Consider the following 19393-nt stretch of genomic DNA (forward strand, 5'->3'; position numbering starts at 1 on the left):
AAAAATCATAAGTATGAAATCTTTCATTTATAAGTATGAATGAAAAATTTCATACTTATGATTTTTAGTGTCCGGAAATGATTACTTTTGGGCTCAAAAAAGACTCATGAGAATCGTTAATCTTGGAGACACAAATTCCATATTAAACAAGTTCGTAGCCGAACTTAGAGATGTAGATATACAAAAAGACAGCCTTCGCTTCCGTCGCAATGTCGAGCGTATCGGAGAAATCATGGCTTACGAGATCAGTAAGGAATTTCATTACAGTACGAAAGACATCCAGTCCCCGCTAGGTATAGCCCCGATGAATACGCCGGACGATCAAATCGTGATTAGTACGATCTTGCGTGCCGGACTTCCATTCCACCAAGGTTTCCTTCGGTATCTGGATAATGCGGAGAACGCTTTCGTATCCGCTTACCGCAAATATAAAGACCGTTTGAATTTTGATATTCATATCGAATATATCGCCTCTCCTCGCTTAACAGGTAAAACCTTGATCATATCCGACCCGATGTTGGCCACCGGAAGTTCTATGGAATTGGCGTATGAGGCACTGCTAACCAAAGGAGTACCCGACCATGTACACGTAGCCTCCATCATCTCAAGCAAACAAGCCTTGGAATACTTGCAGAAGAAAATGCCGGATGACAAGACTACAATCTGGATCGCCGCATTAGATAATGACCTCGACGATCATTCTTATATCGTTCCCGGATTAGGCGATGCAGGAGATTTAGCGTTCGGCGAGAAGGAATAGGGATGTGTAAACCAAAACGTACTGCCTTTGCCCAACTCGGAATTTACACCGATCCGACCACCTAGCCTATTTACGATGGTCTCGCAAATAGATAGCCCCAAGCCCGTACCTTGTTTAAACGTATTTCCTTTATAGAAACGATCAAAGATATGGGCTTGTATCTCTTGGCTCATGCCATCCCCCGTATCAGTCACGGAGAATTTTATCTCATCACCTATGATCTCGTAAGCTAAGGTGATACAACCTTCGCTCGTATACTTGATCGCGTTGTTAAGGAAATTGGATATTACCTGCGTCAGCCGCATACGATCGCTATAGATTTGGCATTCCGGTGAATCTTGGGGAGCGATCAGAGCTACGTTATCGGGCATCTTGATACGGAATGAGGTCACGATCTCATTGATCACCTCTTTTACGTTCATATCGGCGAACTTGAAATCCATCGTACCGGATTCAATTTTTGCCAAGTCTAGAATATCACTGATCAATTGAAGCAACATCCGATTATTGCTATCGATGATTTCCACAAACTCATGCCTCTCCTCGGGATCATCCGTTTCCGCCAATAATTGAGAAAAACCGACAATGGCATTTAATGGCGTACGAATCTCATGACTCATATTCGCTAGGAAGGCAGACTTCAAACGATCCAGTTCTTCCGCCCTTTCCCTTTTCAATTGAGAGTCCTTTAACTCCGTGATATCGTAATTAATACAGATCATCTCCGGTTTATTCGGGTCTACGCTTTGAGGGTTACGGGTGATATTGGCGCAAATCCATTTCCATCCGTCACCAGACTTCACACGCACTTCCCTACGGAAATGATGCGCTTTACCCTGTTTCACCTCCTCAAAGAATGAGTTTATATATCCAGCGTCGTTCGGATGAATATAAGAATAAATCCCAATAATTTGGGACAAGGGGGTTCCATCCTTCTCTCCCATATTCTCATACCATTGCTTAATGGCATAGCCCTCAAAGGTATATAAGTCATAAAGGGCATAACCGACTTTAGCGTATACGCTGACCAAGGTAAATACATTCTCAAACTCAGAAATACGGTTATAGGCGATCATCTTTTCCGTATTATCCAAATTAATAAGTAAATAGCTGGAAGGTTCACCTCTTTGGTCATATAAAATACTGGCCTTGGTAACGATATCCATCTCGCCTACTTTCGAGGTGTTATAATAATCATCGACCTTCTTAAACGAATAATTCAGCCGGAAATTCACGGATTTATTCTCCTTGAGTTTCTTGATCACATCTTTAGGCATAATCGGGTTGCTAAAAATATTGACTCCTAAAACGTCCTTCTTTGACCGGATACCGAATATCTCCATATCCTTTGCGTTCAGGTCAATCAAGTAACCGTCCCTGTCATAAAGCTCGACCCCCACAGGTAAATTTACATATAGCTTTCGGAAGATCATCTCATTATGATCGATCATCTTACTAATCTTTTCCTCTTTCAGTTTGAAATTAGGTAAAATCTGTAATATGCCCAACGCTTTTACGCACACTCCATTATTCAACTTACGCTCACATAATCTGGAGCGTACCCATTTTTCCCCAGTCGGTGTTATTATCGGAAATATCTGCTCATACGTATCGACAGATTGGATCGATAAAAAATCCGTAGTAATCAGATCCCTAAAGTCTTCCCGGATTATATAGTAAAATTCAAAAAAAGAGAGATTATTCCCCTTCTTCCCAAATATACTCATTAAATAATCGGAACAGATATAACCTCTTTGAACAAAATCGGCTTCCCACAAGCCAACTTCCGCTCTATCTAATAACAATTTACATTGATCCAATTGAGTCTGTATATCCTCCATAAAAATATCCCTTCCGATAAAATTACACTATGATTTCACAAAGATATAATTTAAATAGTATAAATCCCCTATAATAAAAAAGAGATTGTCTCGAATCACTCAAGACAATCTCTTTATATATTCAAAGCCTGATATAAATTATTTCAATTCCTTGATACGAATATTGCGGAATTTGACAGGGGAACCATGTCCTAAGAAACCTATATGACCTTTTTTGTTAAACAAACCCGGATGCTCCTTTCCATCCGGCGTACCATTCTTCACGGCATCCCGAATATTTCCATCCAAGATTACGACTCCATTCACCGTCACACGGATATGATCGCCATCCGCCATGATCTCTTCCGTATTCCATTCTCCAACCGGCTTGAACGCTTTCGGATGATCCTCACGGGCGGGAATGATACCGTATACGGAACCATGATGTTGCAGCGGAGTGATGTTTCCTTGGTAAATAGGATGTTCACAATCCAAGACCTGCACTTCCATACCTACATATGCTGCGTCTCCTTCCATCGGCGTACGGATACCGACACCGTTATTAGCTCCCGGGGTTAACTGGAAATCAAAACGATAGATAAAGTTTCCGTATTCCTTCTTGGTGTACAGATTACCTCCGAAACTACTGCTTGGAACCATAGAGATACAGCCATCTTCCAAGATATAATCAACCGTGTTTCCAGTCCATTCATGCATATTCGTTCCGTCAAACAAAACCTTGAAGCCTTCTTTTTCCTCTTCCGGCGATAATTTGAACGGTTCTTGTTTTTCCAATTCCTTTACGTAGATATTACGGTAATAGACCTTGCTGCCATGAGCTTGCATCTCGATTTGCTCTACCGGGAAAATCGGAAGCTTGCGATCCCAATAGTTTTCCAGAATCACGTTATCTACCACTTTTTCTCCGTTCAAGACAACCGTCACACGGTCGCCAACCATCTTAATATAGAAGGAATTCCATTCACCTAGTTTATTATCGGCCACTTTCGAAGGCTTGCTCTCATTTACCTGATTGTTATACAAGCCTCCGGAACCTACTTGCGCACCAACATTTACCCGAGAAGTATCCCAGATCTGGACTTGAGGAGTACCACGCAGATAAATACCGGCATCAGCCTCAGGTCCTTTAGGATCCAACATCCAATCAACATACATCTCGAAATCACCATATTGCTTTTCAGTACATAGGTTATCGTACCCAGTACCGTCAAATACTAACAGGCCATTCTCCACTTTCCAGTCACGACGCATATTCTCATCCGCCTTCTCCTGCGCTTTCGCCAATTGAGCCGGTTTCATTTTCGCACGGGCGATCGGATTCTCAACCAAACCTTTCCAACCCGTTAAATCCTTACCATTAAAGATAGAGACAAATCCAACCTCGTCCGGCATCGCATCTAAATGTTGCTTCAAGGCATCGATATCATAACGAGCGTCTTCCCCGTCAAACATGGTCAAAACACGTTTCAAGATAGCCTTCACATTGTCACCCTTATATTCCGGATGGTTACGAGCGATATTCCAAACCGCATAAACAGCCGCAGAACGAACAGCCGCATCGCTTGAATCCAAGAATTCCGACGCATACATCAATGCCAAGAAGGTATCCGCCCGTTGGATCTGACGTAAAATAAGAGCCTTTTGCTCACTCGTCCGGGCAATCTCCATGACTTTCCGCAAGCTCAACAAACGATTCTCTCTCGTAAATGCCGGATTAGATACCAACTGCACATAACGCTTTAACGCCCTGTCGAATACTTGATCGGAAGAGGCTGATTGGCAAACCTTAAATAGTTCATCGGCAGCCTCAATACCCTTCCAAGCCAACAAAGCGTCAAGAGCCGCATCCTTGGCCGCTCCATTCCCTTTATTCAATCCTTCCACGATCGTAGCTAGAGCATCTTTCTCACCAGTCGCTGATAAGACCTTATAATAAAGATACCTCTTGCTCTCTCCCGCTTGTACCATACGACGATTCACGTTAGATACTTGAGTTGCCGTCGGTTGTTTAGAGATAGCGGCAATGATCGCATCCTGAAGCGGGGCGATAGCGGAAGCCTCCGCCGTCTCCAACATTCCGCACAATAAAGTGAAATCTTTCTCAGACACTACATCTTTCAATGCGGTATAAGCGGCTTTCTTCACCTCCGGAGAGCCGGATTTAATCTGCTCCAGTACCGTATTCAGATTCGCGTCGGCCATACGTATCGCCAACAGCTCCAAACCGGCTACCTTTCCCGCATCGGAAACGGACGGGATCACTTTAGCGACCGCTTGATCAATATCGCCGTTAAATGCCATCAAAGCATCTTGCCCCAATAAAATCACTTGCTTGTCATTGCTCTTCAACAAATCCGCCAGCACAGGAATGACACTCTTATCACCGATTTTAACCAAAGCCCAAACAGCGGCCTGTTGCACATAGAAATCCTTATCTTTCAATTGGTCCAAAAGAACTTGTCTCGCTGGTAGATCAAAACGAAGTTCCAGATTCTTGATCATGTCATGTTTAGACGGGCATTTGCTTTCACGGCCTATCCAGTTCAAGATATCCACCTTGACTTCCGGCTTCGCCTTTAACATGTGTTTCATGACCTCGATATAAACATTTTGATCAGCGAAACCCGAAGCGAAGTTCAAAGCCGCATTACGGTATCCCTTATCCGTATCTTTCAAAGCCGATAATAAATTCTTCGTAGCAGCTTCCGGCTTAGCGGCCAATAGAATCTGAAGAGCGGCCTCACGGGTCTGTGTCATACCTGCTTTCGTAGACTTCTTCAATAAATCATTCGCTGCTTTCTCCGCATCTTTGGTATCGCCTTGCTCAAGGACACGTTTTATCAAAGCGATATACGCCTCATTCGCCCCGGTCTTTTCCATTTTATAACCGGCTTTCTCTGCAGCGGCGGCTAAATCGCCTAGAGAAGCTTTAGAACCTACACGACTCAACGCATAAAGAACCTCTTTCTGCATATTCTCATCGCTGGAACCAAGCATCACTTTCAATACATTTTCCGCATCAGCGATTTGCACGTCAGCGATCGCACGGATAATATCCTTTTGCGTCTTCGGAGTACCGGAACGACGCATCAAGGAAGCCACCAAAACCTTCTTAGCGTTATCGGTACGGATTGCGGATAACGCACGGGCAGCAGGACCGCTTAAGCTCTCATCGTTCAAATAGCTAGCCAACGTATCCACACACTCATCTTTTCCCAGTAATTGAAGCTGCCGGATAATAAAAGCCTTTGTCTCCCGGTCGCTCACCTTATCCAAGGCTTTCAAATATGCGTTGGCTGTTGCTAGACGGGCATTTTCCTCACCTTTCGCCATCACGTAGTGAGTCAATCCGCTCAACGCATAATCCACGTTCGAGTTACTGCCTTTTCCCGGAGCGTTAATCTTGTTAATCAACATCAAGACCCCTTCCTCGCCAGTGGAGCTTAGGTCATTAATTAATTTGTTATATTCAGCTTGTTGCTCCGCCGGCATCTGTGCCAGTACATCGGCAACGATCGTCTTCGATGTACGATTAGCCGGGCTTTGAGCCATTAACATGCTACCGCACAACAATAAGCTGGCAATTGATATATATACTTTTTTCATATGTGTATGTGTTTAAATATTCCAAGGCGCTCTCATCGGCTGATCCAACAAACGATTAGCGGCCTCATCATTAATAAATTCCAGTTTTACGGGATCAAAGTGAAGCGTACGATTCAAACGAAGGGCTACGGCACCCATGTTCACGATCGTAGCGGAACGGAAGCCATTACGCTCATTCAAGGCAAAAGGCTGACGAGTCTTTACGCACTCGATAAAGTCGGTAACCTGTGGCTCAGGTTCGGGATAATCGGATAACTTTTTCTCCCAATCCGGGATATCACATACGAAATTCTTATAAACATTCCCGTTCGGTCCGGAAATATAAGGTGTGTTCGGATCCCCGTAATCACCTCCCCAAAGTACGATCTGGCAACCATCCTCATAGGTATACGTAATCGAGCGCCAAGTACCCACGGCGTCCGGATGTTGTTGCGGAGCATCCACCTCTACCTTAACCGGGCTGGTATTATCTTTTCCTAAAAAATATTGTACAGGGTCAATATAATGCTGTCCCATATCCCCTAAACCACCTCCGTCATAATCCCAGTATCCACGGAATGTCTGATGCACACGATGCGGGTTATAAGGTTTGTAAGGAGCCGGCCCCAACCAGAAATCATAATCCAGCTCACTAGGCACCGATTGCGGTTCCAGATATTCTTTACCAACCCAATAGAACTTCCAGTCGAAACCGGTATGCTTGCTGATCGTTACCTTTAGCGGCCAGCCCAACATACCACTTTGAACCAGTTTCTTCAAAGGTTTCACGGGAGTACCCAATCCATAGAACGGGTCTGCGAAACGGAACCAAGTGTTCAAGCGGAACATACGTCCGTATTGCTTCATCGCTTCCATTACCCGTTTACCCTCCCCGATCGTACGGGTCATAGGCTTCTCACACCAAATATCTTTTCCTGCTTTAGCGGCCTCGACAGACATGATACCATGCCAGTGAGGAGGCGTAGCTATATGAACGATATCTACATTAGGATCCAAAATCAAATCACGAAAATCATGGTATGCGGCAATCTTATCCTTTACCAACTGTTTACCTAGCTCCAGATGATTCTTATCGACGTCACACACGGCGACAAGACGAGTCCCGGCATAGTCCACATGTCCACGGCCCATACCACCTGTACCGATAATTCCTTTTGTCAATTGATCACTTGGAGCGATGAATCCATTACCCAACACGTGGCGCGGTACAATCGTAAATGCCGCGATTCCTCCAAGAGTCTTCAGGAAGTCTCTTCTGTTTGTCTTCATAGTACGAATTTAAAATTTAGATAGAATAGATTAACTTGAGTGACAAAAATAATCATAATACTCGAAGAGACAAGAAAAATGTATATAAAAAAGAAAAGGATGCCTTTAACAAAGACATCCTTCCCTAGTATTTTATGAAAATTTATTACAAAGCGAATTGCGGTTGACGGTGAATCCATTGCCCACGGGTGAAATCCGGGAAGTCTACCAAAGCACCGCCACGAGCGATTGACATCTCTGACAAGCCGGAGATAGCGCTCCAAGCGGCAGCGTCATAGCAATCCATTGGAGCCGGTTTTTTATTACGGATAGCGTCGATCAAGTCGTACATCATGATAAAGTCCATACCACCGTGTCCGGCCTCAGCAGCTTGAGACTCTAAAGAAGCCCACAATTTATGATCATATTTCTTGAACCATTCATCGGAATCATCCCAACGATGAGGCTTAGACTTTCCTTGTACATATACATGATCGCCATCATTCATCCATAAACCCTCAGTTCCTTGAACACGGAAACCTAATGAATAAGGACGAGGAGAATTCGTATCATGGGTTACGATGATCGTTTGTCCATTAGAACACTTAATCATAGAAGTCACGATATCTCCCAAATTGAAGTTGACCTTCGCCAACGGATGATTCTCACCTCCATTATCCACGATAAACTTATGCAATCCACGAGATTGAGTAGCCATAGCGGATAAAGAAAGGAAGCGGTTACCACGGTTGATATCCATGCAATTTGCTATCGGTCCGATACCGTGAGTCGGATAGATATCGCCATTACGATGTACGGAATGGTTCGTACGCCATTGAGCCTCGGCGAAAGCCGTCGGGCCCATACGAAGATCACCACTGCCCGGTACATAGTTGTAATGAGTTCCATCATTGAATTTCACCTCACGCAAGTCATGCTCATAACCACAAGTACCATGCAATATCTCGCCGAACAAACCTTGGCGAACCATATTCAACGCAGCCATACAGTCACGACGATAACATACGTTCTCCATGATATTCAAATGGCTTCCGGTAGCTTCCGAAACGTTTACCAAATCCCAACATTCCTCGATCGTATTAGCGGCGGAAACCTCCACGCCTACATAAGGAACACCAGCCTTCATAGCGGCGACAGACATCGGAACGTGCCATTCCCAAGGACTAGCGATAATCACGCAATCAAATTCCTCGTTGTTCAACATTTTCTCAAATTCACGCTCACCTCCCTTATAAACCTTCGGAGCGGGCACATTAAATTTAGCGATATGTTTCAAGGTTCTATCGATCGGCCCCTGTTGGATATCGCAAATCGCTACGATCTTATTACCGGGGATCGCCAATACATTATTAATATGCTCATGGCATCTAGAACCCGTTCCGATGAAACCGAAACGTAATTTACCATCATCTTTACCAGCTGTTTTTTTCTTTTGGGGTTCAGCGGCAGTTGTTGTAGCTCCGGCGTTTCCGGCCATTGCCAAGCCTGCGGCACCAATACCAGCGGCAGATACTTTCTTAAGGAATGAACGACGAGTGTTTTCCATATATTTTATAAATTAGTTTGTGTTTTGAGGATACAAAATTAAAAAAATATTTTTTCAATCAAAACGTTATTGAGTATTTTGAAAAATAAAGAGTCCAAGACTAAAAGTTCGTTATCTTTCCGGTTTCCCTTTTTAGCCTCTCGAAGGTCATCATCATCTGTCGAAGTCTTTTAGGTTCTTTTTCCGCCAAATTAACTTGCTGACCGATGTCTTCCTTTACATTATATAATTGATAACAGTTACTATTTCCGGCAAAGGCAGCCTCCTCCGCGTCGCCATAGGTATCCGGATACGGTGGGATCATGACCCAATCACCATCACGTAGCGCATAATTGAAATAACCTTCCAAGACAAGTTCCTTTCGCCCATTACCACCTTTTCCTAGAAAGACAGGCAAGGTGTTTTGGCTATCTACCTTATCAGAATAGGTCTGTCCGATCAACGCCGACAGCGAGGCTAACAAATCCATCTGGCAAACCAAGGCATCCGACACAACGCCCGGCTTAACTTCCGCAGGCCAACGAAGCATGAACGGGATACAGGTCCCACCATCATACAAGCTCGTCTTTCCTCCACGAAGCGGTCCGGCCATCTTATGATCCCCAACCAATTCCACGGCTTGATCTTGATAACCGTCATCCAGAACCGGTCCATTATCGCTAGTGAAAATAACTAATGTATTTTCCGTTAGCCCCAACTTATCCATTTCCTTCAAGAATTCGGTCACGCACCAATCCGCTTCCAAGATAACATCCCCACGAGGTCCCATCCCCGACTTACCCGCGAATCTCTCGTTCGGTACACGAGGTACATGCGGTTGATGCAAGCCATAGTACAGGAAGAAAGGTTTATCCTTATTCTCTTTCATAAAACCTTTCGCCTTCTCAAGGAACAACTCTGCCATATCCTCATCTTTCCATTGGGCGGTTTTGCCTCCTTTCTGGAAACCAATTCGAGGTACACCGTTTACGATAGCGCCGGCATGCCCGACACTCGGGAGCATTCTCAGTAATTCAGGATTATCCTTCCCAGTCGGTTCCCCGGGGAAATTCTCCTTATAACTGACATAGAGAGGATCGTTCGGATCGAGGTTTACACCTCTCCCATTCTCGATAAAGATACAGGGAACCCGGTCATTGGTAGCGGCTTGGATAAAAGAATAGTCGTAACCGATCTCTTTCGCTCCGGGATAAACCAGCTTGTTCCAGTCTACCGCCCCGTCACCTAATCCCAGATGCCATTTGCCGACCGAGCCGGTGACATAGCCCGCTTGCTTCATCACCTTTGGCAAGGTAACCTGTTGAGTATTGATAATCAGAGCCGCATTGCCGGGAAGTATTTTGGCTTCCCTATTTGTCCAAGGATATAATCCGGTAAGCAAGGAATACCGGCTGGGGGTAGAAGTAGCCGCCGTACAATAACCTTGCGTAAAGCGTATGCCTTCATTTGCGATACGATCCATTCCCGGAGTCTGTATGCGATGAGCCCCGTAACAGCTTAGATCACCATACCCGAGATCATCAGCTACGATGATCACCACGTTAGGTTGCCGGGGAGCTGATTGAGCTATTAAAGTTGTTGGCAAGGAAAACCCTGCCAACACACTCATTATACAATACTTATTCATCGCTTATTACGGATTCTGAGTTAATGTACCCGGATAAGCGTTAATCTCAGACTGCGGAATATACTGGATAGCCAACGGGCTGGTAGCAGGATATTCAGGCACGCCGTCATGGAATCCCGGGTAATGACGTTTCATCGTATCGCCTACACGATATACATCAAAACCACGGTCAGCCTCATAAGCTAATTCCAACTGACGTTCTTTCATGATAAGCTCATGAGCGTTTGTCGCATCCAAAGATTTATATCCGGCGTTAGGTAAGGAACGGGTACGAACGGTATTCAAATCGGCTAATGCTTTTGTATAGTTTCCTAATTTAGCGCTAGCCTCGGCGCGAATCAGGTATAACTCACCTAAGCGAGAGATAACCGGAGAATAAAGGTGAGGATAGCCATCTTGCTTAGAGCACTTATAGCTATAGAATTTCGGGTTACCTTGACTTTCCAACATAAAGTAGTCATAATCTCCCTCATACGTTTCTCCCTTATAGCTAATAGAATAACGCTTATTGTCCACATCTACCGGAGTTAATGTATATTCTTCACCATCTACCGTAGCGATTAACTTACCTCCTACTTCCTTGGTCTCACCTTGACGATATACGTAACCGGAAATCTTGCCGTCCGTATATAAGTTAGCTACAAAACGGAAAGCGGGGATCTGATTTCCATTGGCGTCTTCCTTATATTGCGGATGGATAAACGCCTCACGTGCATCGGTTCCTTTTCCTGTCTCATGCAACAAATCCATATACTTAGCGCTGGCGTAAACCTCACCCCAGCCTTGACCATCGATCTCAGCGTACATACTTCCTAGCGGATCACCCCAATCTTCCCAGTCTGAGGCTATAAACTTCACGGCGAAAATAGTCTCTGTCTGTGAAGCGGCATCCGGAGCGAACTCATTATAACGCATAAAGTTAGCACGGTCCAACATAGAGAACTGGCCACTCTCGATTACCGTATTCGCATAATCATAAGATAATTGGGCATATTCCTTATTCGGATTCTCAAACGTGCCACTCATATACATATAGACCTTCGCCAATAAAGCTTGAGCCGCATATTTTGAGGCATAAGCGGTAGATTTAAACGTTGTCATCAGCTCTTCCGCCTTTTTCAAGTCAGACAGAGCTTGATCATACGTATCCTTCACGGACGAACGATCCGGAAGATCCAGATTATCCATATCCTCAGGCATACCGTTTACGATCGGCAAGCCCAGATTCTTCTCCGGTTCCTGATAATAAGGACGGCCAAACACACGGCAAAGATAGAAGTACATCATGCCGCGCATATAATAAGCCTCGCCCAACTTCTGATCCAACTCAGCAGACTCGCCCTCATTAATCATCTTCATCAAAGAACTAGTCTGTGAGATGATATTATAGGCACTGTTCCAAACCGTAGTAAGACCACCATTATTTACCGTATGCTGATAGGTAAAATAAGTACCGAACGGATTGGTTGTCGGTTTATCCTTACAAACGTTATCCCCCGGGAACTCACCACAATAATGCAAGTGTTCGGATGCCTTTTTCAGTTTTGCGTAACAACCGTTTAGCAAAACATCCACCGCGGCATCTTTGTCCTCCATGATCTTGTCTTCCGTGTACTTATCGTAAGGTAGACGTTCGATATCACAGCTTGTTATGAACGTGGCCGCTGCCGCAAGAGCCACTATAGCGATTTTTTTCATTATGATTCCTTTAATTAAAATGTAACATTTAGACCAAACATGAATTTACGAGCTTGTGGGTACGGAGAGATCGCCACACCAACCGAGCCTGCCTTGTATTTATTGCCAACCTCAGCCGGAAGTTCCGGGTCAACTCCGGAGAAACCGGAAAGGACAAACAAGTTCTCACCCGAGAAAGAAAGACGGATATTATCTACATACTGAATCTTCCAAGGTAATGTATAGCCTAACGTCAAGCTGCGTAAGCGTAAGTAGCTAGCGTCCTCCAGATAACGGGAAGATCCCTTGCTGGATTGACTCTTATTGCCATATTCCGCCTTGGGATGGGTAGCGATATCGCCCGGTTTTTCCCAACGATTCCAACCCTCTTTCAGATTCATCTGGTTATAATTTACGTAAGCGCCGTCACTATCATACATCGATCGGTCATAGTTGTAAATATCACCTCCTACGGAATAACCGAAGACAGCGGAGAGATCAATATTTTTCCAAGATACGTCGGTTGAGAAACCTCCGTAGAAATCGGGGCTTAACTTACCTATTATAGTCTGGTGCTTAGAGGCATCGCTATAATTCGAGGTCGTTACACGTTCCCCATTCTCATTCGTGGTATACCATAACGGAGAACCTGTCTCCGGATCTACGCCTGCCCATTCGGTACCATACCAAGTATCCACGTCTTGTCCCGGAGTCAATATCTTATCCATCGAAATGGCATAACTTGAACCGGCGTTAGAAGTGATGATCTCGCTCTTGCCACCATATAACTCAGTGATCTTATTACGGTTCAGGCCTAAGTTAGCTGCGACGCTCCAACTCCAATCGCCCCCTTTCAAGATGTCCACGTTCATCGAGACCTCGAAACCATTATTCTTGACGGCACCCACATTACGATAGATACCAACAATACCCGTTACACCAGGCAGAGGCACTTTGTAAAGCAAATCAGTTGTTTTCTTATTATAATAATCCAAGTTGATAGTCAAACGATCAAACAAGATAGCGTCAATACCTACACCTGCCGTATAAGTCTTCTCCCAAGTCAGGTTCTTGTTTTCCTTCTGTTCGATCACCGCACCCGGATCACCATTATATCCCGTAGACATGGCGTACACCGTATATTGAGAATATAATTCGGTCGGACGGTTACCTACGGAACCATAACTTGCACGTAACTTCAACTGTTGTACCCAATCCTTAGCCTTGAAGAATTCCTCCTGATGGATATTCCAACCACCGCTGACGGAGAAGAAATTACCATATTTAGCGTCCGTACCAAAGTTAGAGGCACCATCCCGACGGAATGAGAAAGACAACAAATAACGATTATCATACGCATAGTTGGCATTGAACAAATAAGATTGTACAGCCCATTCCTTTTGCTCTCCCTTTATCGTCTTAGGAGTAGTAGCGACATCGGCCACAGAGAAGCCCGGAGCGAAACTAGCCGCTGTCTGGTCTTTAATCTCCTGCGTGAAAGTATTCCACTCGTAAGCTAGGATCGCATTGATAGAGTGCTTGTCGAATACCTTATTAAAACGAAGCAACTGGTTGCTATATACCCTATAAGAAGCGGTGGTCTTATCTTGCAATAATCCATTATCAGCCTCTCCCTTTTTAGAACGGGGATCCTGATAGCTCTTAAAAAGGATACTATTATATTTATAGTTATTTACGGATGCGAAAGTCAACCAATCGGTAAACTTGATATCAAAGTCAAAGTTACCCATAAACTCGTAGGAAGTCTTCTTCTCATAATTCCATTGTAGATCATACAAGTAGTTGGTAGCGTCGCTATTGATCCAAGTAGTAGGTCTGTATTGCTGGATCAGATCACCATTCTCGTCATAAGGAGAGTCCCAAGGAAAGTTAACGTACATGATAGCGCCTAGATCTTGTTGCTGGTCCATCACGTCGCTACGGGTAGCCCATACTTTAGGTTTGATAGTCAACCAATCCGTCGCTTGGTAATCCACATTGAAACGTAAGTTATAACGCTTGTAGTCATATCCTTTCACGGCACCATCCTCATCGTAGTAGCCAACGGAAGTATAAGTCTTGATCTTCTCGGAACCTCCGGAAACAGAAACATTGTAATCTTGAGCGAAGCCCAGATGCGTACCCTCTTTCCACCAGTCGAAGTTACGGTTGCGCAAATCCTCCGTAAAATAACTCGGAAGGGCGTCTTGATTAGCGAAAGATTTATAATAATCATATAATTCCTCGCCGTTCATCATATTCATGTTTCCACGGTGCAACTGGTTCACACCCATCTTTACGGAAGCGTTGATCGTAGCTTTTCCGATCTTACCTTTCTTCGTAGTCACCACGATAACACCGTTCGCTCCTTGAGAACCATAGATAGCGGTTGAAGCGGCATCCTTCAAGATAGACATAGACTCGATATCAGCCGGGTTCAAGCTACCCGCATCCGTACCGACGATTACGCCATCCACGATCCAAAGAGGGTCCGTGCTACCGTTTACCGTAGACTTACCACGGATCACCACCTTACCGGCAGCGCCCGGCTGACCACCACCCGAAGTAACCTGTACGCCCGGAGCCTTACCAGACAATAAGTTCTCGACCGTAGGGCTAGTGGCATCCAACAATTTCTCGTTGCTCACCACCTGCATGGCACCCGTCAAGCTTTCCTTTTTTTGCACGCCGTAACCAACAACAACCACCTCCTCAAGGTTCTGAGTGTCTTCCTTGATACGGATAGTCATCGGAGCGCTAGTCGCCTTAACCTCGTGGTTCACATAACCGATGTAAGAAACGACTAAAGTAGCTCCGGCCGGAGCTTCTAAACTAAACTTTCCATCGAAATCGGTACTGGTACCGTTCGTAGTGCCTTTCACAAGCACGTTCGCGCCGATTACCGGCTCACCCGTCACCGCGTCAACAATGGTACCTGAAATCGTAATCGTCTGCTGCGCCACCATTCTCTCCGTGTTTCTCAATTCATTTGCATTAGAAGATGACTTGTAAACAACAATTCTATTGTTGTTTACAACAAAGAAGGTATCTGAAAAGGCAGCCTTCTTTTTTTGTTATGCAGCCCGTTTATTATCCATTTTTATATTTAAAATATCTTTGGTCTTCTCAATTATTACTTTTCGAGAAGTCATCCTACAGAAATAAGTAAAAAACAAAAGGAAACTGACTTTTTTAGCCAGTTTCCTGAGATTATGTGCAATAGCAACCAGGGTAAATTCTGTTTTTACCTTCTCCAACCCTCTTAATCTAAACCGGTTCCACGCCGAGTTATGCTTTATCTGTGCAAAGACAGCTTCCGGTTCTATACATCGTCTGCCCCGATGATAAATACCTTCCTCACTCATGAGTCTTTCCCGTGCTTTTTGTTTATACCTGTTAAGGTTATAGTTAACTTCTATGATCCGGTTGGCCTTTGATTTATGGCATTGAGATTTCAGCGGGCACCCCTCACAATTTTGTGCCTGATAACGCTTCAGTATGGATACATATCCCAAATCGGATTTACTTTTCTTTTGACCTTTATACTCCATATGTTGTCCCATCGGGCATACGTAATAATCCCTTTCCCGGTTGTAGTAAAGGTTCTGTATGGCAAAAGCATCCTTCTTCCAGGCACGCTTTTGCTCTTTGTGGAAATAATTGTACTTGACAAAAGCCTCTATACCCGCATTCTCCATAAACTCGTAGTTTTGTTCACTTCCATAACCGGCATCGGCCACTACTATAGAGGATTGCCTATGATAAGTCTCTCGAAAATCTTTCAAAAAAGAAATTAAAGTTCCCGTATCTCCGGCTCGCCTGTAAATTCCCAGATTGGTAATAAATTGATTCTCTGTGGCAATCTGTATGTTATAGGCGGGTTTCAATTGCCCGTTTTTCATATGATCCTCTTTCATACGCATGAAGGTCGCATCCTCATCAGTCTTACTGAAAGAATTACGATCCCCTAATTTCTCTAATTGCGATTCGTATTTGGCAAGGCGGGGCAGATATTCTTCCTGTAACTTTTTGATTTGTTTCTGCTCAGCATTGTTCATCCCGGAGAGCCGTTTGTTTAAAGCGCTCACTTTTTCCCGCAAACCACAGGAATCCATATCCGGTAAGCAATCTGGTGTCCTTTCCTGTTTATCCTGCTCGATATGTTTGTCAACTTCACTAAGGATTGACTGTATTTTCGACTCCAGTTTTACCTTGTTCTTTTCCACGCTACCACGCCAGACAAAGGTGTAGCGATTGGATGCTGATTCCACTTTGGTACCATCGATATACTGTACATCCAAACTGACATAGCCGGATTCCTGTAACAGCAGAACAATGGCTGAAAACAACGATTTTATGTGTTCTTTTAAACGTTTGCCACGGAAATCATTGATCGTGCGGAAATCGGGAGTACTATTACCAGACAACCACATGAAGTGAATATTCTCCTGCAAGGCCTTTTCTATTTTGCGACAAGAATAGATATTGTTCAGGTATGCATAAAACAGAACTTTGAGCATCATACGGGGATGGTAGCTGCTGGTACCTCCTCCTTTATATGCCCAGAGCAGACAACTAATATCCAAGGCGTCTACAACACTGTTTACAACACGAACGGGATGATTGGGAGCTATCTTTTCCGATAAGCTGACCGGAAAAAGTACATTTTGGTTGGATGTTAACTCTTTAAATACTATCTTAGCCATTGCTATAATGTTTGGTTTTTGCAACGGTAAGATAATACTTTTTACCGAAATAAACAATAGCAAAAGGGACTATCCGACTTTTTGGACAGCCCCTTTTCAGCGCCGTCGTCAAAATCTCCTCGACCGAACGGTTCGACATGTCGATTGAGATACGCTCATTCAGATTGATGTCATTGTTACGGATAAGGAACGTGTAATTAAATTTTTCCTCGATCAAATCGAAAAGTTCTTTTAATGTCGTACTTTCCATTTGAACAGACATCATTTGTGTCTGAAGTTCGGACGCTGAAACCGTACCGGGAATAAACGGCAGTCCCGCAAGCATACATGCGGCTACCATCATCTTACCGGTCTTCTTGAAATAGTTCATTTCCATTAAAGTTAGATTTAATAAATAATTTTCTCGTTTATACTATTTTCCACACTTACACCTTAGGATTAAGGTTTGTATTTTTATTTATCTTTTATAATAATCTCATCTCCCGAACGAGTCCACACATATTTGTGATCCACGTCCACCTCACGAAGGATCTTATCCAACGAATAATCTTTCGTAAAGCTACCGGAGAAGATTTCCTTTCTCAAAGGATCGCTCTCAACGCGGATACGCACGTTGAACTTACGTTCCAAATCCTTGGCGATACTCATGAAAGGTTGTTCGGAGAATTTCAGGCTACCGTCCATCCAAGAGAGAGCATCCTTGGCATCCACCTCACTGACTCTTACCTTATTGGTCTGCTTATTAAAGCTTAGTTTCCGGTTTGGAGTCAAGGTCACATCGCCCGCATGGGCAACCTCATCCCGCAAGCTCACGTTTACTTTTCCCGACACCAGAGTGACATCGGTCGTTTCATCCATTCCGTAAGCCTTTACGTTAAAGCTAGTTCCTAGAACCTTGATATCCAATCTCTTTGATTTTACGATAAAAGGCTTAAGGGAATCCCGGGTAATCTCGAAGTAAGCCTCACCATCCAATTGTACGCTACGTCCGTTCGTATTGAAATCACTGCCATATCTCAACGTGGAACCTGCGTTGACCCAAACCACGGATTGATCCGGCAAAACGACTTTCGTTTGGGCTCCCATAGGAGTTGTCGTCTCAAAATAAGCCAAGGCGGCAGATTTCGGCTGATTATGTCTCGTACCTATATAATAAGAGGCAGTCCCCACCGATACCACGATCAAGACCGAGGCGGCAACTTTTCCTAAAAACCGAAAATTTAGCCAATGATTCTTTTCAGAAGGAATAGCGGGATCGATAAGTGCCCCGAAATGTTTTTGGAAATCGGCTTTCATATCAGAGGCAAACAAAGGTACATGCACCGTCGCCCAACAATCCGCCATCTCGGAAAGGCACTGTTTATGAGCGTCATCCGTTTCCAACCATTGTAGTAATTCATTTCGCCCCTCCTCGGATATATCTCCCATGAGGTAGCTATAAATTAAATCTTCTATGTGTTTATTCTCTATTTCCATGATATTAACAAAGGAGCCGGTTTTCAACCCGGTTTCTATTATATACACATGTTTTAGAGATTCCGTTTAAGGAGATTCCAATTATTTTTCGAAAAAATTAAATATAAGTAAGAAAAGAGGGTAAAGATCGCCTAAAAGTTCACGCAATTTCGCCAAACCGATCTTGATCTGTACTCGTACCGTACTGGAACTGATATGATTTGTTATCGCTATTTCCTCATAGGTCTTGTTATGGTAAAGATATTGCACGAAGATATCCCGGCATTTAGCGGGCAAGGAATCCACGGCACGATAGATTTTCTCCTCGAATTCCTTATTCTCCAGATAAGCCAACGGATAGGGATCGGCGTCTATCTGCAACTCTTGTATCGACAATAAGTTTTCTTGTACATCTGATAAAGGGACTTCTTGCTGGCGTTTATCTCTTAAATAATTCAGGCAATAATTACGTACCGAGCGAATTAAATAAGCGTTTACCGGATGTATTAACGCCGAATGGTGATTCCATACATTCATAAAAACATCATTAACGATCTCACGTGCCGCCTCCGAATTATAGACATATTTAGTCGCTACGGCGCACAAGTACACGTAGAAGGTCGTATATAATTGTTCAAATGCTTTGGCATCGCCATTATTGATCCGAGATATTATGTCCTCCTTTACAATCAGCACAAACGTCAACCCTTAAGTTTCACTCACAATTGAATCACAAAAATAATGAAATATTCCAGAGATTACCTCATTTTAAAAGAAAGTATAGGGTAATAGCGCCAAACAGCTCGCTAAAGCGGACTGTTTGGATACTTAGGTGACGAACCGGGTGGCATAGCTGTGCCATCCTTATGGCACGCCCTTGCCATCGTTGTGGCACGGCTATGCCAC

11 protein-coding genes and 1 pseudogene are annotated in these 19393 nt (G+C 44.0%); 1 reads left to right on the forward strand and 11 read right to left on the reverse strand.

Annotated features, from left to right (window positions below):
• The first annotated feature begins 106 nt into the window (after window positions 1-106).
• Window positions 107-760 carry a uracil phosphoribosyltransferase gene (upp, locus tag DWY79_RS12705; protein ID WP_005862213.1) on the forward strand — a complete coding sequence of 218 codons (654 nt, stop codon included), beginning with the start codon at window positions 107-109 and terminating at the stop codon, window positions 758-760.
• Here the strand turns inward: upp and DWY79_RS12710 are convergent.
• The 11 genes and pseudogenes from DWY79_RS12710 to DWY79_RS12760 all read right to left on the reverse strand — a co-directional run bounded on the left by DWY79_RS12710 (window position 703) and on the right by DWY79_RS12760 (window position 19192).
• On the reverse strand, window positions 703-2601 hold the full coding sequence (locus DWY79_RS12710) for a PAS domain-containing sensor histidine kinase (RefSeq protein WP_008772126.1): 1899 nt from the start codon (window positions 2599-2601) through the stop codon (window positions 703-705). The genes upp and DWY79_RS12710 overlap by 58 nt on opposite strands.
• Before the next feature lie 138 nt (window positions 2602-2739).
• Window positions 2740-6207, reverse strand: coding sequence for a DUF1080 domain-containing protein (locus tag DWY79_RS12715; RefSeq protein WP_122369439.1), 3468 nt, complete (start codon window positions 6205-6207; stop codon window positions 2740-2742).
• A gap of 12 nt (window positions 6208-6219) precedes the next feature.
• Window positions 6220-7476, reverse strand: coding sequence for a Gfo/Idh/MocA family oxidoreductase (locus DWY79_RS12720; RefSeq protein ID WP_005856828.1), 1257 nt, complete (start codon window positions 7474-7476; stop codon window positions 6220-6222).
• 145 nt (window positions 7477-7621) lie between these two features.
• Window positions 7622-9022: a Gfo/Idh/MocA family protein gene (locus DWY79_RS12725; protein ID WP_122369440.1), complete on the reverse strand. Its 1401-nt coding sequence runs from the start codon at window positions 9020-9022 to the stop codon at window positions 7622-7624.
• Between the two features lie 100 nt (window positions 9023-9122).
• Window positions 9123-10649, reverse strand: a complete 1527-nt coding sequence (locus DWY79_RS12730) for an arylsulfatase (protein WP_122369441.1) — start codon at window positions 10647-10649, stop codon at window positions 9123-9125.
• 6 nt (window positions 10650-10655) lie between these two features.
• Window positions 10656-12347 carry a RagB/SusD family nutrient uptake outer membrane protein gene (locus DWY79_RS12735; RefSeq protein ID WP_044545791.1) on the reverse strand — a complete coding sequence of 564 codons (1692 nt, stop codon included), beginning with the start codon at window positions 12345-12347 and terminating at the stop codon, window positions 10656-10658.
• A 14-nt stretch (window positions 12348-12361) separates the two neighbouring features.
• Complete coding sequence (locus tag DWY79_RS12740; RefSeq protein WP_122369442.1) at window positions 12362-15292, reverse strand: TonB-dependent receptor; 2931 nt, start codon at window positions 15290-15292, stop codon at window positions 12362-12364.
• 108 nt (window positions 15293-15400) lie between these two features.
• Window positions 15401-17032 (reverse strand): IS1182 family transposase, encoded by a 1632-nt coding sequence (locus tag DWY79_RS12745; RefSeq protein ID WP_094582479.1) that lies wholly within the window; start codon window positions 17030-17032, stop codon window positions 15401-15403.
• Between the two features lie 94 nt (window positions 17033-17126).
• A pseudogene (locus tag DWY79_RS12750) lies at window positions 17127-17408 on the reverse strand (hypothetical protein); the annotation flags it as partial.
• Window positions 17409-17485: 77 nt separating this feature from the next.
• Window positions 17486-18508: a FecR family protein gene (locus DWY79_RS12755; protein ID WP_122369478.1), complete on the reverse strand. Its 1023-nt coding sequence runs from the start codon at window positions 18506-18508 to the stop codon at window positions 17486-17488.
• A gap of 81 nt (window positions 18509-18589) precedes the next feature.
• A complete protein-coding gene (locus DWY79_RS12760; protein ID WP_122369444.1) occupies window positions 18590-19192 on the reverse strand; it encodes an RNA polymerase sigma-70 factor in 603 nt (200 codons plus the stop codon).
• Window positions 19193-19393 lie beyond the last annotated feature (201 nt).

It is taken from the genome of Parabacteroides sp. AF27-14 (genome assembly GCF_003635425.1).
Taxonomy (GTDB): domain Bacteria; phylum Bacteroidota; class Bacteroidia; order Bacteroidales; family Tannerellaceae; genus Parabacteroides; species Parabacteroides distasonis.